This window comes from Microbacterium sp. GCS4, from assembly GCF_001262495.1.
Lineage (GTDB): Bacteria > Actinomycetota > Actinomycetes > Actinomycetales > Microbacteriaceae > Microbacterium.
On the sequence record NZ_LGYE01000002.1, the window covers coordinates 621,247 to 640,440 of the forward strand.

18 protein-coding genes and 1 tRNA gene are annotated in these 19,194 nt (G+C 68.9%); 12 read left to right on the forward strand and 7 right to left on the reverse strand.

Going from position 1 to position 19,194, the window contains the following annotated elements; genetic code table 11:
* Positions 1-25: 25 nt before the first annotated feature.
* The 4 genes from mqo to AKH00_RS10210 all read left to right on the forward strand — a co-directional run bounded on the left by mqo (position 26) and on the right by AKH00_RS10210 (position 4,200).
* The gene (mqo, locus tag AKH00_RS10195) at positions 26-1,456 is read left to right on the forward strand and encodes a malate dehydrogenase (quinone) (RefSeq protein ID WP_235556762.1); all 1,431 of its coding nucleotides are present in this window, start codon (positions 26-28) and stop codon (positions 1,454-1,456) included.
* Between the two features lie 7 nt (positions 1,457-1,463).
* Positions 1,464-2,093 (forward strand): thymidine kinase, encoded by a 630-nt coding sequence (locus tag AKH00_RS10200; RefSeq protein WP_050722590.1) that lies wholly within the window; start codon positions 1,464-1,466, stop codon positions 2,091-2,093.
* A 116-nt stretch (positions 2,094-2,209) separates the two neighbouring features.
* Positions 2,210-2,932: a FadR/GntR family transcriptional regulator gene (locus AKH00_RS10205; protein WP_050722591.1), complete on the forward strand. Its 723-nt coding sequence runs from the start codon at positions 2,210-2,212 to the stop codon at positions 2,930-2,932.
* An 8-nt stretch (positions 2,933-2,940) separates the two neighbouring features.
* The gene (locus AKH00_RS10210; RefSeq protein ID WP_050722592.1) at positions 2,941-4,200 is read left to right on the forward strand and encodes an alpha-hydroxy acid oxidase; all 1,260 of its coding nucleotides are present in this window, start codon (positions 2,941-2,943) and stop codon (positions 4,198-4,200) included.
* A 6-nt stretch (positions 4,201-4,206) separates the two neighbouring features.
* On the opposite strand, the gene AKH00_RS10215 is transcribed toward AKH00_RS10210, so the two are convergent.
* The 6 genes from AKH00_RS10215 to AKH00_RS10240 all read right to left on the reverse strand — a co-directional run bounded on the left by AKH00_RS10215 (position 4,207) and on the right by AKH00_RS10240 (position 10,024).
* Positions 4,207-5,052 (reverse strand): DUF1295 domain-containing protein, encoded by an 846-nt coding sequence (locus tag AKH00_RS10215; RefSeq protein ID WP_050722593.1) that lies wholly within the window; start codon positions 5,050-5,052, stop codon positions 4,207-4,209.
* Between the two features lie 56 nt (positions 5,053-5,108).
* Positions 5,109-5,864 (reverse strand): HAD-IIB family hydrolase, encoded by a 756-nt coding sequence (locus AKH00_RS10220; protein ID WP_050722594.1) that lies wholly within the window; start codon positions 5,862-5,864, stop codon positions 5,109-5,111.
* Positions 5,861-6,331: a VanZ family protein gene (locus tag AKH00_RS10225; protein WP_050722595.1), complete on the reverse strand. Its 471-nt coding sequence runs from the start codon at positions 6,329-6,331 to the stop codon at positions 5,861-5,863. Before AKH00_RS10225 ends, AKH00_RS10220 begins: the two co-directional genes overlap by 4 nt.
* Before the next feature lie 66 nt (positions 6,332-6,397).
* Positions 6,398-6,474 (reverse strand) — tRNA-Pro (locus AKH00_RS10230).
* Between the two features lie 53 nt (positions 6,475-6,527).
* Entirely contained in the window at positions 6,528-7,472 is a 945-nt protein-coding gene (locus tag AKH00_RS10235) for a metallophosphoesterase (protein ID WP_442922385.1), read from the reverse strand.
* Positions 7,463-10,024, reverse strand: coding sequence for a transglycosylase domain-containing protein (locus AKH00_RS10240; protein WP_050722597.1), 2,562 nt, complete (start codon positions 10,022-10,024; stop codon positions 7,463-7,465). The genes AKH00_RS10235 and AKH00_RS10240 overlap by 10 nt, the downstream gene beginning before the upstream one ends.
* Positions 10,025-10,100: 76 nt before the next feature.
* Here AKH00_RS10240 and AKH00_RS10245 point away from each other — a divergent pair, with 76 nt between their 5' ends.
* Together AKH00_RS10245 and AKH00_RS10250 are read left to right on the forward strand one after the other, a co-directional pair.
* Positions 10,101-10,325, forward strand: a complete 225-nt coding sequence (locus AKH00_RS10245; RefSeq protein ID WP_050722598.1) for a hypothetical protein — start codon at positions 10,101-10,103, stop codon at positions 10,323-10,325.
* Positions 10,322-10,780 carry a RidA family protein gene (locus AKH00_RS10250; protein ID WP_050722599.1) on the forward strand — a complete coding sequence of 153 codons (459 nt, stop codon included), beginning with the start codon at positions 10,322-10,324 and terminating at the stop codon, positions 10,778-10,780. Before AKH00_RS10245 ends, AKH00_RS10250 begins: the two co-directional genes overlap by 4 nt.
* A gap of 63 nt (positions 10,781-10,843) precedes the next feature.
* Here AKH00_RS10250 and acs read toward each other — a convergent pair whose 3' ends face one another.
* Positions 10,844-12,811 carry an acetate--CoA ligase gene (gene acs / locus AKH00_RS10255; RefSeq protein WP_050722600.1) on the reverse strand — a complete coding sequence of 656 codons (1,968 nt, stop codon included), beginning with the start codon at positions 12,809-12,811 and terminating at the stop codon, positions 10,844-10,846.
* A gap of 414 nt (positions 12,812-13,225) precedes the next feature.
* On the opposite strand from acs, the gene AKH00_RS10260 reads away from it, so the two are divergent.
* From AKH00_RS10260 to topA, 6 genes are all read left to right on the forward strand, one after another.
* Positions 13,226-14,221 carry a TadA family conjugal transfer-associated ATPase gene (locus AKH00_RS10260; protein WP_152926155.1) on the forward strand — a complete coding sequence of 332 codons (996 nt, stop codon included), beginning with the start codon at positions 13,226-13,228 and terminating at the stop codon, positions 14,219-14,221.
* Positions 14,215-15,117, forward strand: coding sequence for a type II secretion system F family protein (locus AKH00_RS10265; protein WP_050722601.1), 903 nt, complete (start codon positions 14,215-14,217; stop codon positions 15,115-15,117). Before AKH00_RS10260 ends, AKH00_RS10265 begins: the two co-directional genes overlap by 7 nt.
* Before the next feature lie 222 nt (positions 15,118-15,339).
* Positions 15,340-15,549: a DUF4244 domain-containing protein gene (locus AKH00_RS10270; protein WP_050722936.1), complete on the forward strand. Its 210-nt coding sequence runs from the start codon at positions 15,340-15,342 to the stop codon at positions 15,547-15,549.
* The gene (locus AKH00_RS10275; protein WP_050722602.1) at positions 15,549-15,920 is read left to right on the forward strand and encodes a TadE family type IV pilus minor pilin; all 372 of its coding nucleotides are present in this window, start codon (positions 15,549-15,551) and stop codon (positions 15,918-15,920) included. Before AKH00_RS10270 ends, AKH00_RS10275 begins: the two co-directional genes overlap by 1 nt.
* A 3-nt stretch (positions 15,921-15,923) precedes the next feature.
* Positions 15,924-16,253: an Rv3654c family TadE-like protein gene (locus tag AKH00_RS10280; RefSeq protein WP_050722603.1), complete on the forward strand. Its 330-nt coding sequence runs from the start codon at positions 15,924-15,926 to the stop codon at positions 16,251-16,253.
* Positions 16,254-16,350: 97 nt separating this feature from the next.
* Positions 16,351-19,188 (forward strand): type I DNA topoisomerase, encoded by a 2,838-nt coding sequence (topA, locus tag AKH00_RS10285; protein WP_050722604.1) that lies wholly within the window; start codon positions 16,351-16,353, stop codon positions 19,186-19,188.
* Positions 19,189-19,194: the final 6 nt, after the last annotated feature.

Genomic DNA, 19,194 nt, shown 5'->3' on the forward strand with positions numbered 1-19,194 from the left:
TGTCGTCTTGATCGGCGGTGGCATCATGTCCGCCACCCTGGGTACCCTGCTGCACGAGCTGCAGCCGGACTGGAAGATCGTCGCCTTCGAGCGACTCTCCGACGTGGCCCAGGAGTCGTCGAACCCGTGGAACAACGCGGGCACCGGCCACGCGGCCCTGTGCGAGCTCAACTACATGCCGCAGCAGGGGAACGGCCCGCTCGACCCCGCCAAGGCGATCTCGATCAACGAGCAGTTCCAGCAGAGTCGCCAGTTCTGGTCCTCGCTCGTCGAGAAGGGCGTGCTCGATGCGCCGTCGACGTTCATCAACGCGACCCCGCACATGACGTTCGTGCGCGGAGAGAAGGACGTCGCCTACCTCAAGGACCGCTACGAGGTGCTCAAGAAGCAGCCGTTGTTCGCGGGCATCGAGTACAGCGAGGATTCGCGCGTCATCAACAAGTGGGCGCCCCTGCTCATGCAGCAGCGTCGCAGGGGTGAGCCGTTCGCGGCGACGCGCGTGCCCGCCGGTACCGACGTCGACTTCGGAGCGCTCACGCACCAGCTCTTCGACCACCTCACCGACTCGGGTGTCACGCTCCGCACGAACACCGAGGTCAAGTCGCTCAAGAAGCGCAAGGACGGCACCTGGCGCGTCGGCTTCCGCAACACGGTCGGCCGCACGCCCGACGAGGTCGATGCGCGCTTCGTGTTCGTGGGCGCGGGCGGCTGGGCGCTCAAGCTCCTGCAGCGCTCCGGCATCCCGGAGATCAAGGGCTACGGCGTCTTCCCGATCGGTGGACAGTTCCTCAAGACCTCGAACCCGGCGATCGTCGCGCAGCACAAGGCCAAGGTGTATTCGCAGGCCTCGGTCGGCGCCCCGCCCATGTCGGTGCCGCACCTCGACACGCGCGTGGTCGACGGCGAGGCTTCGCTCATGTTCGGTCCGTTCGCGACGTTCAGCCCGAAGTTCCTCAAGAACGGATCGATGCTCGACCTCGTGACGCAGGTGCGCCCTCACAACCTGTGGCCCATGCTCCGCGTCGCGTTCGCGAACCCCGACCTCATCACGTACCTCGTCGGCGAGCTGCTCAAGAACCACTCCAAGAAGGTCGACAGCCTGCGCACCTTCATGCCGACCGCGAAGGGCGAGGACTGGACCCTCATCAACGCGGGTCAGCGCGCCCAGGTGATGAAGAAGGACCCCAAGAAGGGCGGCATCCTGCAGTTCGGCACCGAGGTCGTCGCCGCGGGCGACGGCTCGATCGCCGGGCTCCTCGGTGCGTCGCCCGGCGCGTCGACCGCCGTGCCGATCATGCTCGACCTGCTGAAGAAGTGCTTCCCGGCCGAATACCCGGGGTGGGAGTCCGAGCTGCGAGAGCTCATCCCGACGTTCGGCGAGAAGCTGAACACGGATGCCGCGCTGGCGGCGACCTCCACGTCGGCGACCGCGTCTGTCCTCGGCATCGACGAGTAGCAGCCCGGTGGCGAAGCTCTACTTCCGCTACGGCGCGATGAACTCGGGCAAGTCCACGGCTCTCCTTCAGGCCGCGTACAACTACGAGGAGCGCGGTCAGCATGTGCTGCTCGCGAAGCCCGCGATCGACACCAAGGCGGCCTCCGAGATCTCGAGCCGACTGGGGATGACCCGCGAGGTCGACTTCCTCCTCGGGCCCGAGGACGATGCGCGCGCGGTGTTCGCGGAGCATCGGGATCGCGTCCGCGCGTCGACGAGCGCCGAGGTGGCGTGCCTCCTGATCGACGAGGCCCAGTTCCTCACGGCGGAGCAGGTCGATGATCTCTTCCGCATCGCGATCGAGGAGAGCATCCCGGTCATCGCCTACGGCATCCGCAACGACTTCCTGACCCACGCGTTCCCGGGGTCGGCGCGTCTTCTGGCGATCGCGCACTCCCTCGAGGAGCTCAAGACGATCTGCCGGTGCGGACGCAAGGCGGTCTTCAACGGTCGTGTGGTCGGCGGACGCTTCGTGTTCGACGGCGATCAGGTCGCGATCGACGAGGGGGCGAACGGCGACTCGGCTCCTGAGCTGACGACCTACGAGTCCCTGTGCGGTGCCTGCTACCTCCAGGAGTCGGGCGGACGCCTGGGCTGATCCGTCGGCTCGCCCTGCTCTGTCAGAGGGTGCCGTCGGCGTGCTTGCGTTGCATGGTCTGACCACACGCGCTACTGTGGTCAGACCACAGAGTTCGACGGTGATCGGGAGGACGCATGCCGGAGCAGCCTGCACGCGCGTGGCGCCTGGTGCTCGAGCACATCGAACGAGATCTCCTCGACGGCCGTCTCGGTCCCGGCGACCGCCTGGCGTCCGAGCGCGACCTCTCCGCGGACCTCGGCGTCGGCCGATCGAGCGTCCGTGAAGCGCTGCGAGTGCTGGAGGTCATGGGTCTCATCCGCACGGCCACGGGCTCGGGCCCTCAGGCCGGCGCGATCGTGATCGCCACCCCCAGCGGGGGCATGTCGACCCTTCTGCGACTTCAGGTCGCAGCTCATGGTTTCCCGCTCGACGACGTCGTCCGCACGCGGCTGCTGCTCGAGGATGCCGTGGTCGCCGACCTCGCGGTGCAGTCGCATCCCGATCTCGACCCCGCACACCGGATGCTGGACGCCATGGATGCCGAGGGCCTGACGCCCTCCGAATTCCTCGCCCTCGACGCGCAACTGCACCTCGCTCTCGCCGAGGCGAGCGGCAACTCCGTCGTCGCCGCGATGATGGCGGGGCTCCGCACCGCGATCGAGTCCTACGTCCAGCAGGGCGCCGAGGCGATCGAGGACTGGAGCGGCATGGTCGACGTCCTCCGCGCCGAACATCGCGCCATCGTCGAGGCGATCGCGCGCGGAGACGCCGAGAACGCTCGCTCCCGCGTGCACGCGCACATCACCGGCTACTACACCGCGGCGGGACTCACCCGCCCCCTCCCGTCCGTCGTCTGAGAGGCACCATGGTCCAGCGCCAGCTCCCCAACCCCGCCGAGCTCCTCGAGCTCATGAAGTTCAAGAAGCCCGAGCTCGACGGGCGCAAGAGGCGGCTCGACGCCGCGCTCACGATCGCCGACCTGCGGACGGTCGCGAAGCGCCGCACCCCCAAGGCAGCCTTCGACTACACCGACGGGGCCGCCGAGGGGGAGCTGTCGCTGACGCGGGCACGCCAGGCTTTCCAGGACGTGGAGTTCCACCCCGGCATCCTCCGTCCCGCGCCGACCGTCGACACGTCCGTCGAGATCCTCGGTGGCCCCTCGGCGCTGCCGTTCGGCATCGCGCCGACGGGTTTCACGCGCCTGATGCAGACCGAGGGCGAGGTCGCCGGTGCCGGAGCAGCGGCTGCCGCCGGCATCCCGTTCACCCTCTCGACGCTCGGTACGACCTCGATCGAGGACGTGAAGGCCGCGAACCCGCACGGGCGCAACTGGTTCCAGCTGTACGTCATGCGCGACCGGGAGATCTCCTACGAGCTCACCCGTCGTGCCGCCGCCGCGGGCTTCGACACGCTGCAGTTCACGGTCGACACCCCGGTCGCGGGAGCGCGCCTCCGTGACAAGCGCAACGGCTTCAGCATCCCGCCGCAGCTCACCCTCGGCACGATCGTCAACGCGATCCCGCGTCCATGGTGGTGGTACGACTTCCTCACGACGCCCAAACTGGAGTTCGCGTCGCTGAGCACCACGGGCGGCACGGTCGGCGAGCTGCTCGACGCCGCGATGGACCCGACCATCAGCTATGACGACCTTGCCGTGATCCGCGACCTGTGGCCCGGGAAGATCGTCATCAAGGGCGTGCAGAACGTCGAGGACTCGGTGCGTCTGCGCGATGCGGGCGTCGACGGCATCGTCCTGTCCAACCACGGCGGACGGCAGCTCGATCGTGCGCCGATCCCGTTCCACCTGCTGCCCGAGGTGCGTCGCGCGGTGGGGGACGATTTCACGGTCATGATCGACACGGGCATCATGAACGGCGCCGACATCGTCGCCTCCGTGGCCCTCGGCGCCGACTTCACGTTGATCGGTCGCGCCTACCTCTACGGTCTGATGGCCGGCGGTCGGCAGGGCGTGGACCGGACGATCGCCATCCTCCGCACCGAGATCGAGCGCACGATGCGTCTGCTCGGGGTCTCCTCGCTCGCCGAGCTCGAACCCGCGCACGTCACGCAGCTCACACGCCTCGTTCCGGTCGCCAGAGACGCGTCGGACGTGGTCGTGCGCTGAGGCCGTTCACGCCGCGGGCTCTGCCACGGGACGGGTCCGCGGCGGCCACGGCACCAGCATCGACGTCGTGCGCCGGTAGTCGGCGTACGCGGGGTACTTCGACGCCGTGATCGACTCTGTGAAGATCGTCGATCCGATGAACAGGATGCTGAGCAGGAACGCGCCGAGGATCGAGGCATTCAGCGCCCCGCCCAGGAATCCCGCGCCCGAGGCCACGGCGGCCGTCGCGCCGAGCGCGTAGAACGCCCACCATTGGCTCTGCTCGAAGAAGAAGTTCGGGTGGCGGCTGTAGCGGAACAGTCCTGTGGTCGCGAACCCCGGAGCGAGCGTTCCGCCGGCTCGCTTCTTGCGCTGGTGGAACGCCCACTGCTGCTGATCCGCGATGGTCTCGCCGACGAGCAGGGCGAGGAAGAGCGCCGCGAACACGACATCCCATCCGGTCAGGGGCGCGGGATGCTGCAGGGCGACGTTCGCCGGAAGCGTGATGAGCACGAGCAGCGCCATCTGGTAGGCGACGATGAAGAGCAGGTTGAACAGCTGGAACTGCCAGGGGCGCATGCGTCCGCGGAGGATGGCCCAGCGATAGTCCTCCATGCCCGTGTAGCCGCCCTTGCGCGCGAAGTTGAACGTCAGGCGTGCGCCCCATGCGGTGACGAGCAGCGCCATGAGCACGAGACGCGCCGCATCGACTCCCTTGGCGAGACCGGCGATCGCGAAGATCCACACGTATGCGACCGGGACGAGTGACCATGCACGGTCGACCCAGGAGGTGTCGCGGGTCAGCAGCGACAGGATCCAGCAGGCGGCGCTGGCGATGCCGGCGGTGACGAGGACGAGCGCGAGGGGATCCATACCGACAGGGTAGGACCCGGCGAGGACATCGTGGTGGAGCCGGGCGTCCGCCGAAGTCAGAGTCCGGCGAGCAGCGCGTCGAGCTTCGCCGCTGTGTCCTCCCAGCCGTCCACCGCGACCGAGGGCACGCCGAGCGCGAGGACCGGGTAGTCGTTGCCACCCTCGTCGAGGCGGTCGCCGTAGAACAGCATCGACGCCAGCGGGATGCCGGTCAGCTCGGCGAGTCGCTGCATGCCGAAGGCCTTGTCGATGCCGGCGCGCGTGATGTCGATCGACGTCGATCCGCCCGAGCGCACCTCGAGGCCGGGAAGACGCGGTGCGACCGCAGCCCGCAGAGCCTCGCGCTTCGCACCCGTCGGATCCCAGTCGTGCTTGGCGTCGACGGGTGCCTTCTGCCCGAGCGCGGAGAACGTGATCTGCGAGCCGCGGTCCTCGAGGATCTCGCCCCAGGGGTCCGCCTCCCACAGCCCCAGACGCTCTGCCTCCTCGCGCAGTGCCGTCAGCGCATCGGACTTCTCCGTCTCGTTGAGGTCGTGCGCATAGACGGCGACGAATTCGGCACCGTCGTGGCGCAGATAGCGGGTGCCGCACGTGGGCAGCAGATGCAGGCGCGCGAGCTGCGCCGCATCGACGGCGCGGAGCTGGGCGATCACCTGAGAGCGGAACTGCTGCTCGTTGCCGCCCGAGATGATCGCGACGTCGACCCTCTGCAGGAGGGCGACGAGCAGATCGGCGATCCGCGGGTCGATCGTCGCCTTGGACGGCGCGAGCGTGTCGTCGAGGTCGAACGCGACGAGGGCAGGCGTGGTCATGGTGCCTCCAGGGTACGTGTAGCGGTCGCACGCGGCGCGAACAGGAGTGTGCAGCAGACGGCGAGGGCGACCCCGATCAGAGCTCCGCTCGAGTTCGCGATCACATCGCTCACGGTCGCCGCGCGGTGGGGGAGCGCGAGCCGCTGCGCGAGCTCGATCCCGAGGGAGATCGCAGGCCCCAGCAGCACGGCCAGAAGCCAGAGTCGGCGAGGCATGAGCACGAACGCGAAGATTCCGACGGGGACGAAGACCAGCACGTTCGCCAGGATCTCGAGGCGCGTGAAGTCGAGCGAGTCCCAGCCGATTCGGTGGGCTGTTGCGAGCACGAGATCCAGCAGGTCCGGCATCCGCTCCTCTACGCGCGTGGGGGTGAGGGTCAGGAGTGCGAGTCCGACGAGGAAGGGGACGGCGAGCGCCGCGGCGATGCCCCGCGTGAGACCACGCGGGGCAGGGAGCAGTCGGTGCACGCGTTCCCTTCCGCTGATGTCCCGATACAGAGAAGGCCGCCCGTGAGGGCGGCCTTCCGATGTTACTGGTCGGGGTGACAGGATTTGAACCTGCGACCTCTTCGTCCCGAACGAAGCGCGCTACCAAGCTGCGCCACACCCCGTTTTGCAACCCTCCGAGTCTACAAGGAAAATCCCGCAGCACCGAATCGGCTGATCAGTCGCGTGCCGTGAGGGTGAGCAGCGTCGCCTCGGGGCGGCACGCGAAGCGCACGGGCGCGTAGATCGAGTGGCCGCAGCCCGCGCTCACGTTGAGGGGAACGGTGTGGCCCTCGCTCGACCACGTGCTGAGTCCCTTCGCCTGGTCCAGCGGGATGTCGCAGTTCGCCACCAATGCGCCGAAGCCGGGAAGGCAGACCTGTCCGCCGTGCGTGTGGCCGCCGAAGATGGCGTCGGCGCCGAGGTCGATGAAGCCGTTGAGGATCCGTTGGTAGGGCGCATGCGTCACACCGAGCACAGAGGCACCGGCATCCCGCTCGCCGAGTCCGTCGATCGCCGCGGGCAAGGCCTCGAGTTGGTCCCAGTCGCGGTGCGCGTCGCTCACACCGAACAGATCGACCGTGTTCCCGGCCACGGTGAGGCGGGTCGCCGTGTTGTTCAGTCCGATCCAGCCGAGCTCGTCCGTGAAGTACGCGTCCATCGCACCCGTGTCGAGCAGCGGAGCCGGCTTCCTGCTCTTGCCGGATGGCCCGGCGAAGTACAGGAACGGGTTCCGCGGCGAAGGCGCGTTGACGTCGTTCGAGCCGTGCACGAAGACTCCGGGGATCCCCGCGAAGGAGTCGAACGCGCGGCGGATGCCGGCCAGCCCATCGCGGTGCCCGAGGTTGTCGCCCGTGTTGACGATGAGGTCGGGCTCCAGCTGTGCCAGCGACGCCAGCCAGTCCTGCTTGCGGTGCTGCCAGGGCGCCATGTGCGCATCCGAGATGTGCAGCACCCGGATCGGTGCGGAACCGGGTGCGAGGGCGGATGCCGTGACCTCGCGCACCGTGAAGAGGTAGCGCTCGATGCCGAAGCCCCAGACCGCGGCCGCAGCACCAGCGGCCCCCACCGCGCCGAGCGCGATGAGGGCCGGGTGAGCCGGACGGCTGGACGTCACTGGCACGAGACCGTGATCGGCGTGGCGCGGTTCGCCGCGGTGTTGGCTGCCGGGTTGGTGGACGACACCACCGCGTTGCCGGGGTTGCACGAATTGTCGAAGTCGACGGTCGAGAACCCGGCTCCCGTCAGCGCCGCGAACCCGGCGGCCTTCGGCTGACCCGTGACATCGGGAACCGTGACGCCCTGTCCGTTGCTGGGGGAGATCGTCACCGTCGCGCCGCTCGGAGCCTGACCTGCGGGGTCCTGGGCCATGATCACGTCACCGGCGGGGCCGTCGACAGCGGGGCCGACGACGACCTGGAAGTCTGCGTTCTGCAGCGTCGCGGTCGCGGTCGCGGTGTCCATGCCGACGACGTTCGGCACGTCAGTCAGCACCTGCTTGCTGAGATTCGCGTCCGGCTGGGGGAAAGCATCTCCGCCGTAGATGCCGTTCGCCGTCCGCTGCATCGTGCGCGCGAGACTATATCGCATCTCGTTCAGGTTGAAGCCGTTTGCACGCTGACGAAGAATGCTCGCCTGTCCCTGCCAACGACCGACCCACACCGCGGTGGTCACCTTGGTGCTGGACTCGATCATCATGGTCCCCCACGATTCGTGCGTTCCGGTCTTGCCAAGCAGAGGGGTGCCGTCGTTGGTGTTAGCCCTGTTCCCGGTTCCCCCCGAGTTCATGACTCCCTGGAGGGCGAAGGCGGCAGTGGCGGCGACCTCGGGGGAGATCACCTGCGAGCACTTGGACTCAGGCACGGGGAGTTCGTTACCCGCAGCGTCGACCACGCGGTCGATGGACTTCGGCGTGCAGTAGATGCCGTTGTTGGCGACGGTGGCATAGGCGCCGGCCATCGCGAGCGGCGAGATGTACTTCGGGCCGAGAATGTCGTACGGCGCGGCGTTGCCGTCGGTGGTTTTTCCGCCATTGGAGAGCGTCACGCCCATGCGGTCGGCGACCGCGTTGATGTTGCAAAGGTCGAGCTTCTCCGCCATCGCCAGATATCCGCTGTTGAGCGAGTCGGCGGTGAACTTCATCACCGTGCCGGTGTATCCGCCAGCGTTGTTATAGTTCTGGATCTTGGTGTTGTTCCGGATGCGATCGTCGCCGCACTTGAAGTTCTGGAACACCCGGTTCGAGCCGTTCAGGGTTTCCCGCACCGAATGGCCCTCTTCCAGCCAGTCGATCAGTGTGAACAGCTTGTACGTCGAGCCCACGGAGAAACCGTTCGAGCCGCCGTGCTCCTTGTCCGTCGCGAAGACGAGGGAGCTGTACGCCTGGTCGCCCTGGATGGTCTCGCTGAACGTGGTGTTCTGGGTGATCGCCAGCACGCGCCCGGTTGTGGTCTCGAGCGAGACGCCGGCGGAGCCGAAGTACTGGTTGTCGTAGTTGCCCGGCACAGTCTCGAGCATCGCCTGCGCGCCGGCGTTCTGGATGTCGACGTTCATGGTCGAGTAGATCTTGAGGCCGCCCTGACGCAGCAGGTCGCGCCGCGCATCGGGGGTGTCGCCGAACGCCGGGTCGGTCAGGACGACCGACTTCACGTACTCGCAGAAGTAGGCGCTCCTGGCCACGTTGTTCGCGGAGACGCAGCCCTGCGTCGGCGGGGTGATGGCCGGGGTGATCGGCGTCGCCTCGGCCTCGTCGTACTGCGCCTGCGTGATCTTGCCGTCCGTGAGCATGCGGCCGAGCACGTAGTGCCGACGCTCGAGGGTCTGCGCGTAGCCGTCGGCCTCGCTGTTGTGGCCGACGCCGTCGTCGTCGGTCCAGGTGCCGTTCGGCATGTCGATGCGGTACTGGTTGGGGTTCTGCACCATGCCCGCGATGGTCGCGGCCTGCGCGATCGTGAGGTTCGCGGCGGTGGTCGAGAAGTAGTAGTTGGCGGCCGACTCGATGCCGTAGACCGTGCCGCCGAAGTTCGCGATGTTGAGGTACCCGAGGAGGATGTCGTTCTTCGAGTACTCCTTCTCGATCTGCAGCGCGTAGCGCATCTCCTGCAGTTTGCGCTCGATGCCCTTCGAGCCGGTCGCGTTGGTCGCGTCCAGCCAGCACTGACGCAGATCGTCGGAGTAGGTCTCGGATGCCGGATCGGCCTTCTGCTCGCACTCCTGGATCAGCACGTTCTTGACGTACTGCTGGGTGATGGTCGATGCGCCACGATCGCTCGTGCCGCGGAGGTTGTCGACCAGCGCCTTCGCGGTCGCACCCACGTTGACACCGCCGTGGCTGTAGTAGCCCTTGTCCTCACTCGAGAGGACTGCGTCGTACACGACGGGGTTGATCTGCTCGAACGTCACCGGCACACGGTTCTGCTCGTAGAACGAGGCCAACTCGATGGGGTTGCCGTCGGAGCCCGTCGCGTAGATCGTCGACTGCTCCATGGGAGCGGTGACGTCGAGCTTGGCGGGGAGCTTCTCGAAGATCGTGAGAGCCTGCGAGCCGGCGATCCCCGTCATGGCGAGGACCGGGGTGACGCTGGCCGTGACGAGGAGGCCGGCGACCGCGCTCAGGCCGACGAGCCCGAGGACCCCGCCGAGCGCACCCCTCACCGTGCGATTCTTTGTAGGCATACGCTGATCGTAGGGGAGTTCCCTGAAAAACCACCTTTGACGCATCCGTGCACGGATGCCGCGAGACAGGAGAGCCATGACCACGTGGGAGTACCTCACCACGCCGCTGCTGATCCACAACACGGCCGCGATCCTCAACAACTGGGGCAAGCAGGGCTGGGAGCTCGTGCAGGTCGTCCAGGGGCCGGAGGGCGGCCTCGTCGCCTACTTCAAGCGCCCGGTCGGCGGCGACGCCGCGGGCAATGCCGGACTTGCGGCCGCCGAGCAGGCGTCTCGCCAGTTCGAGGGAGGTGCGGCATGAGCGTCTCCGCACGCCTCGCCGAGCTCGACATCGAGCTCCCCGCCGTCGCCGCTCCGGTCGCCGCCTACGTGCCCGCCGTGGTCCGCGACGGACTCGTGTACACCTCCGGCCAGCTCCCGTTCGCCGGTGGGGCGCTGCCCACCACCGGCAAGGTGGGGGCCGAGGTCACCGCCGAGGATGCGAACGCCTACGCCCGCACGTGCGCGCTGAACGCGCTGGCTGCGGCTGCGGATGCCGCGGGTGGCGTGGACAGGATCGCCGGCGTGCTGCGGGTCGGCGGCTTCGTGGCATCCGTCCCCGAGTTCACCGGGCAGCCGGGCGTCATCAACGGCGCAAGCGTGGTGCTGGGGGAGATCTTCGGCGACGCAGGGCGTCACGTCCGCGCCGCGGTCGGCGTGCCCGTGCTCCCGCTCGACAGCCCGGTCGAGGTCGAGGTCACGTTCATCCTCGCCTGACGGTCGCCCACCCCGACGCAGAACGCCCCCTCCCGACCGGGAGGGGGCGTTCCTGCATCCGTCCTACTTGACCTGCGCCGAGATGATGCTCATGACGGCGGTGTCGGCCAGCGTGGTGGTGTCGCCGACCTCGCGTCCCTCGGCCACGTCGCGCAGCAGGCGGCGCATGATCTTGCCCGAGCGGGTCTTCGGCAGCTCGCCCACGATGTACACGTCGCGCGGGCGTGCGATCGCGCCGATCTGCTCGCCGACCCAGAGCCGCAGCTGCTGGGCGAGACCCGCGGGATCGTGCGCCGACAGGTAGCTCTCCTTGATGATCACGAACGCGACCACGGCCTGTCCGGTGGTCTCGTCCGAGGCGCCGACGACCGCGGCTTCGGCCGTGGCCTCGTGCGCGACGAGCGACGACTCGATCTCGGCGGTCGAGAGGCGGTGGCCTGACACGTTCATGACGTCGTCGACCCGGCCGAGCAGCCACAGGTCCCCGTCGTCGTCGAGTCGTGCGCCGTCACCGGCGAAGTAGTAGCCCTGCTTCTCGAACTTCTCCCAGTACGTCTCGCGATACCGCTCCGGGTCGCCCCAGATGCCGCGCAGCATGCTGGGCCACGGCTCGGTGATCACGAGCAGCCCGCCGTTGCCGTTGCCGACCTCGACGCCGGACTCGTCGACCACGTCGATCGAGATCCCGGGGAGCGGCACCTGGGCGGAGCCCGGCTTGGTGGCGGTGACTCCGGGGAGCGCCGAGACCATGATCGCCCCGGTCTCGGTCTGCCACCATGTGTCGACGATCGGGGTCGTGCCGGCACCGATCACGTCGCGGTACCAGATCCATGCCTCCGGGTTGATGGGTTCGCCCACCGAGCCGAGCAGACGCAGCGACGAGAGGTCGAACTTCTGCGGCACGCTGCGGCCGATCTTCATGAACGAGCGGATGGCGGTCGGCGCCGTGTAGAAGATCGAGACCTTGTACTTCTCGATGATCTCCCACCAGCGGCCGGGATGCGGGGAGTCGGGCGTGCCCTCGTAGATGACCTGGGTCGCACCGTTGGCGAGCGGCCCGTAGGTCACGTAGCTGTGGCCGGTGATCCAGCCGATGTCGGCGGTGCACCAGTACACGTCGGTCTCGGGATGCAGGTCGAACACGTACTTGTGCGAGTAGGCGGCCTGCGTGAGGTAGCCGCCGGACGTGTGCAGGATGCCCTTCGGCTTCCCGGTCGTGCCGGATGTGTAGAGGATGAACAGCGGGTTCTCGGCGGGGAACGCCTGCGCCTCGTGCTCGGCGGACGCCGCGGGCACGACGTCGTGCCACCAGAGGTCGCGCTCGTCGTCCCAGTCCACCTCGTTGCCTCCGCGCTTGACCACGAGGACATGCTCGACGGTCTGCTGCTCGCCCTCGCCACGGTCGGACAGGGCCTGGTCGACCGCGGGCTTGAGCGCCGAGACCTTGCCCTTGCGGTACCCGCCGTCGGCGGTGATGACGAGCTTCGCGCCGGCGTCGTCGATGCGCGCCCGGAGGCTGTCGGCGCTGAAGCCGCCGAACACGACCGAGTGGATCGCGCCGACGCGGGCGACCGCGAGCATCGAGGCCACGGCCTCGGGGATCATCGGCAGGTAGATCGCGACGCGGTCGCCGTGGCCGACGCCGAGGCCCTCGAGCACGTTCGCGACCCGCTTGACCTCCTCGGTGAGCTCGGCGTAGGTGATGCTTCGCGAGTCGCCGGGCTCGCCCTCCCAGTGCAGGGCGACACGGTCGCCGTTGCCGGCCTCGACGTGCCGGTCGAGGCAGTTGTACGCGACGTTGAGCTCGCCGTCGTCGAACCACTTCGCGAAGGGCGGGGTCGACCAGTCGAGCGTGCGCGTGAAGGGCGTGCTCCAGGTGAGGAGTTCGCGCGACTGCTCCGCCCAGAAGTCCAGGCGGTCGGCGGCGGCCCGCTCGTACAGCTCCGGCGAGGAGACGGACTGGGCGACGAACTCGTCGGACGGCGGGAATCTGCGGGTCTCGTCGAGGAGATGGTCGATCTGGCTGCTCATCGGCAGGCGCTCCTTTGCGGCATGGCGGGGTCGTGCGGGCGCGATCGGGCGGGTGACCCGGTCTCGTGAGGGCGAATCTAGTAGGGGTGGAGGGCACCCAGTACTGCCGGAAGTCGGTAGTGCGCAGGGTTTTGTCAGGACGGCTGCCACCCGTACACTCGACGACAGCCGAATTCTTCATTCCGGCCTCGGCGCGCCCGATTCCCCCGACAGGGCCGCCCTGGGCGGCATCCCATTCCCCCCGTGAGATGCCGCCCTTCTCCGTATCCGGCCTTCTTCTCCTTGTCGGGGGCGGACTTCCGGTGCGTTTCATCTCTCCTGCACGGATGCCGTCCACGAGGCGTTCTGCACAGCCGCCGGCGATGCGCGTCGAGGGGAGACCCCGGCGGCGGATCCCGTGCGTACCGTCGGGGCATGAGCGAACCTTTCGTCATCGAACCCCGGGTCCGGGAGGGCCTCGACGATCGTGGCGCGCTCGAGCTCGACCCCGCCTTCGGTCCTCTCGCCATGCACTGCGCCGACGACGAGGTGACGGACGTGTTCGTGAACGGCACGACGGGCCTGTTCGTCGACCGAGGGCACGGGGCGCAGCCCGTCGCGGGATGGCGAGCGTCCGAGCGTGAGGTGAGGGACCTCGCCGTCGCGCTCATCGCACTCGGCGGACGGCATCTCGACGATCAGGCGCCGTGCGTCGACGTGCGACTCGTCTCCGGGATCCGCGTGCACGCCGTGCTCGCCCCCGTCGCCGCATCGGGTACCGCGCTGTCGATCCGCATCCCGCGGGTGCGCGCGGCCGATCTCGAGGCGCTCGCCGCTCTCGGAGCGTTCGACGCCCGACAGCACGGCCGCCTGCGCGACATCGTGGAGCGCCGGACCAACGTCCTCATCTCGGGAGGGACCGGGACCGGGAAGACCACGCTGCTGTCGGCATTGCTGACCGCGGCGCCCGACTCCGAGCGGGTCGTCACGATCGAGGACGTCGCCGAGCTCCGGCCGCGGCATCCGCATCACGTGGCCTTGGAGGCCCGACAGCCCAACCTCGAAGGCGCCGGCGGGATCAGCCTCGCCCGGCTCGTGCGCGAATCGTTGCGGATGCGGCCTGATCGACTGGTCGTCGGGGAGTGCCGCGGCGAGGAGGTGCGCGAGCTCCTCAGCGCGCTCAACACGGGGCATGACGGGGGAGCGGGGACCCTGCACGCGAGCGGCCTGTACGACGTGCCCGCACGGTTGGAAGCGCTCGGCGCCCTCGCCGGCCTCGATGCGACCGCGCTCGCGCGGCAGGCGGTGAGCGCGTTCGGCATCGTGCTGCACCTCGACAGAGCGCCCGACGGCCGTCGTCGAATCGCGTGTGCGGGGACCCTTCAGCTATCGCGCGATCGTCTGGCTGTGGAGGAGGTGCAGGGATGGTGAGGGCATCGCCCGCGCCGACGACCGAGGTCTCGGATGCCGCGGACACCGTGCAGACCCTCGCAGTGCTGCTGCAGGCGGGGGCCGCGCCGACGGTGGCATGGCGCCATCTCTCCGACGTCGGCGACCGGACCGCCGCGGCGATCGTGAGCACGGTCGATCGCGGCGCCACGCTGGTCGGTGCGATCGAGGCGCAGAAGGGAGCCTGGTGCGATGTCGCGGCTGCGTGGGAGATCGCGAGCGTGGTCGGGGCACCGCTCGCCGACGTGCTGCGCTCGATCGCCGGCTCGCTGCGCGACGCGGCGACAGCGGCGGACGACGTGCGGATCGCGCTCGCGGAGCCCGCCGGGACCGCGCGGATGCTGCTCTGGATGCCCCTGGCCGGACTTCTGCTCGGTTTCGCGTTCGGCTTCGACACGGTCGGCGTGATCCTCGGCACTCCGGCCGGCGGGGCGTGCGTCGTGCTCGGCCTCCTGTTCGTGTTCGCCGCACGGCTCTGGACATCTCGGCTGCTGCGGCGCGCACAACCGGAACCGGGCACCCCGGGGCTGCGGTCCGAGCTGGTCGCGGTCGCGCTGTCGGGCGGTGTCTCGATCGAACGAGCGCTGGCCCTCGTCGCAGACGTCAGTGCGTCGCTCCCTGCCGACGCCCACCACGACGAGCGGCTGCGCTCGGTCCTCGAGCTGTCGCGCGCAGCAGGGGTTCCCGCCGTCGAGCTGCTCCGCGCGACCGCGGCGCACGAGCACCACGCGGCGCGTGTGCAGGGACGGCTCAGAGCTGCGGCCCTGTCGACGCGGCTCCTCGTGCCGCTCGGCGTGTGCACGCTGCCGGCCTTCCTCCTCCTCGGCGTCGCTCCGCTGCTGCTGAGCGTCCTGGGATCCACTCCGCTGCCGATCTGACGACACCGCCGGGCTTCAGACCCCATTCGGACGCCTTCGCGTCCCCGACACAGAGAGTAAGGACACACCATGATCACCGCACACACGACGACCGCTGCGCCTAGGATGACCGCTGCGCCCAGGATGGCTACTCCGCACAGGATGGCCACTCCGCACAGGATGACCGCGGAGAACAGGACGGCGGCCGCGACCGGGGGAGGCGGCGCGACCACCAGAACGACCATGAGCTGCTCGGCTGGTGCTCTTCCGAGCCTCACGCGCCGACGCGCCGCCGACCTCTTCGGCGACGAGAGCGGCGCGGCCACCGCCGAGTACGCGATCACCACCATGGCTGCCGTGGCGTTCGCGGGGTTGCTCGTGGTCATCATGAGGTCCGACGAGGTGCGCGGGATACTCACCGATCTCGTGCGGCGCGCGCTCACGGTGTCGTGATGAGTGCACGACACCGCCACCGTCGGTCGCGCCGACATCCCCTTTCCGACGACCGCGGTTCGGCCGCCGCCGAACTCGCGCTCGCGCTCCCGGCCGTCGTGCTCACCCTCCTGCTCGGGGTCGGCGCGCTGAATGCGGCGGCACGCCAGGTGGCTCTTCAGGACGCCGCGTCCGATGCGGCGCGACTGCTCGGACGAGGTGAGGATGCCGGCGCAGCGGAGGCCGCGGTGTCCGCCGCGGCTCCCGGCGCCTCGTTGTCGAGTCGGGTGTCCGGCGACACGGTGTGCGCCACAGCTCGCGCCGATGCGGCCGTGGTCCTGCTGCGGGTCACACTGCAGGCGTCGAGCTGCGCGCTCGACGGCGGGCGGTGACCCGTGGCGGGCACAGCGCTCTCCGCGGGTGTGCTCGCAGTCGTCGCCGCGCTCGCGCTGGGCCTGGCTGCCGCAGGCGGAGCGGCGGTCACGGCGCAGCGCGCCGCGGGTGCGGCCGATGCGGCTGCGCTCGCCGCAGCGGATGCGGCGAGCGGGGCGATCCCGACGGTCGACACCCCGTGCGGCCTCGCTGCGCGCGTCGCCGCGGCCTCCCACACGCGCCTCATGGAATGCACCGTGACCGGCCTCGTGGCGACCGTGCGTGTCCAGGCGGCGTACGCTGGACTCGCCGCCGTCTCCCGAGCCCGCGCCGGGCCGCCCGAGGACAGATGACGGCGGCGCGAAGCGCTGTCCCGCTCCCCGTGGGCCGCCGCTGTGACCAACCCATCACAGCGGTGTGTATGGTGTGCTTCGAAGAAAGGATGCTCCCTTGGCTCAAGGCAAGAAGCTCGTCATCGTCGAGTCTCCGACGAAGATGCGGTCGATTCAGGGGTACCTCGGCGACGGATACGAGGTGCTCAGCTCGGTCGGGCACATCCGCGACCTCGCCGACAAGAAGGACATCCCCGCGGCCGACAAGCAGGCGTACGGGAAGTACTCGATCGACGTCGACAACGACTTCGACCCGTACTACGTCGTCTCCGACCGCAAGACGAAGACCGTCGCCGAACTCAAGCGCGCTCTCAAGACCGCCGACGAACTCCTGCTCGCCACTGATGAGGATCGCGAGGGTGAGGCCATCGCCTGGCATCTCCTGGAGACGCTCAAGCCGAAGATCCCGGTCAAGCGCATGGTCTTCCACGAGATCACCAAGGACGCTATCCAGGCCGCCGTCGGCAAGACCCGCGAGCTCGACATCGACCTCGTCGACGCGCAGGAGACCCGTCGCATCCTTGACCGTCTCTACGGCTGGGACGTGTCGCCCGTGCTCTGGTACAAGGTCAAGACGGGTCTGTCCGCCGGCCGCGTGCAGTCCGCCGCGACGCGCATGATCGTCGACCGTGAGCGCGAGCGCATGGCCTTCGTTTCCGCGGAGTACTGGGACGTGGAGGCGCTCGCTTCCTCATCATCCGGATTCCGCGTGCGTCTGGTGCGCGTCGACGGCGGCCAGCTCGCCCGCGGAACCGACTTCGACGACCTCGGGACGCTCAAGAAGGCCGTCGTCGTCCTCGACGAGAAGAAGGCGGCAGCGCTCGCTCAGGCCGTCGAGACCGCCGGCGTCGGAACGGTCACGAAGGTCGAGGCGAAGCCCGGAACCCGCAGCCCCTACGCCCCCTTCACGACTTCCACCATGCAGCAGGAGGCGGGACGCAAGCTCTCGATGAGCGCCAAGCAGGCGATGAGCGTCGCCCAGCGCCTCTACGAGAAGGGATACATCACCTATATGCGCACCGACTCCACGGCGCTCAGCACCCAGGCGGTGCAGGCGGCGCGGGGCCAGGCCGTGTCGTTGTACGGCGACAGCGCCGTGCCGCTCAAGCCGCGGGTCTACAAGTCCAAGAGCAAGAACGCGCAGGAGGCGCATGAGGCGATCCGCCCCTCGGGGGAGAACTTCCGCACGCCCTCCTCGGTGTCGTCCGAGCTCGACCGCGAGGAGTTCCGCCTCTACGACCTCATCTGGAAGCGCACGGTCGCTAGCCAGATGGCCGACGCGAAGTACGAGACCACGACCGTCACGATCGCGGTCGACGCCGGGGGCCAGAACGCGGAGTTCACGGCATCCGGCACCGTCTACACGTTCAAGGGGTTCCTCGAGGCGTACGAGGAGGGGCGCGACGAGAAGCGCAACTCCCAGGACACGTCCGACGACCAGTCGCTCCCCGCCGTCGCCGTGGGCGACGAGCTCGGGATGTCGGATGCCGAGGCCAAGGGGCACCGCACGACGCCGAAGCCGCGCTACACCGAGGCGTCCCTCGTCAAGGCTCTCGAGGAGCACGGCATCGGCCGCCCCTCGACGTTCGCGAGCATCATCGGCACCGTGATCGACCGCGGCTACGCGACCAAGCGCGGCCAGGCGCTCGTGCCGACCTGGCTCGCGTTCAGCGTCGTGCGTCTGCTCGAAGAGCACTTCGCCGACCTGATCGACTACGACTTCACCGCCGCGCTGGAAGACGACCTCGACGCGATCGCGCGTGGCGAGCAGAAGCGCGTCGAGTGGCTGCGCTCGTTCTACTACGGCTCCGACTCGCAGGTCGGACTGCGTCAGGTCGTCGACAACCTCGGCGAGATCGACGCGCGCGCGCTCAACTCGACGCGCATCACCGACACGGCGACGCTGCGGTTCGGCAAGTACGGCCCCTATCTCGAGGTCGCGAACCCCGATGCGCCGGACGAGAAGCCGCGCATCGTGAACGTCCCGGAGGATCTTGCCCCCGACGAGCTCACGGCGGACAAGGCGCAGGAGCTCATCGACGCCCCCGTCGCCGGGGACCGTGTGCTCGGCGTCAACCCCGACAACGGGAAGGTCGTGGTCGTCAAGGACGGTCGTTTCGGGCCGTACGTGCAGGAGAACGAACCCGTCTCCGAGGACGCGGACGTCGACGAGGCCACCGGCGAAGTGGTCGAGAAGCCCAAGCCGAAGCGCGGGGCAAAGAAGGAGACGGCGCCCAAACCGCGCACGGGCTCTCTGTTCCGCTCGATGTCGGTCGACACGATCGATCTCGACACAGCCCTGCAGCTGCTCAACCTGCCGCGCGTCGTGGGAGCCGACCCCGAGTCCGGCGACGAGATCACAGCGCAGAACGGGCGCTACGGTCCCTACTTGAAGAAGGGCACCGACTCCCGGTCGCTGGAGAGCGAGTCGCAGATCTTCGACATCACGCTCGACGAGGCGCTCGCGATCTACGCGCAGCCGAAGTACGGAGCGGGATCCCGGCGTGCGTCGAGCGCGCTGGCGGAATTCGAGGCCGACCCCGTGAGCGGCAAGCCCATCCGCATCCGTGACGGGCGCTTCGGCGCCTACGTGACGGACGGCGAGACGAACGTGACGATCCCGCGCGGCCAGAAGCCGGAGGACATCACGTTCGAGATCGCCGTGCAGATGCTCGCCGACAAGCGCGCGAAGGGGCCGGCCCCCAAGCGCGGCGCCCGCGGCGCGGCAGCCAAGAAGGCTCCCGCCAAGAAGGCTCCCGCCAAGAAAGCCCCCGCGAAGAAGGCCCCGGCGAAGAAGGCTCAGACGGATGCCGAGAAAGCCGCCGCTCGCTCGGCTGCGGCGAAGAAGGCCGCGGCGACCCGAGCCGCGAACGCGGCGAAGAAGAGCGCGGAGTGAGCGGAC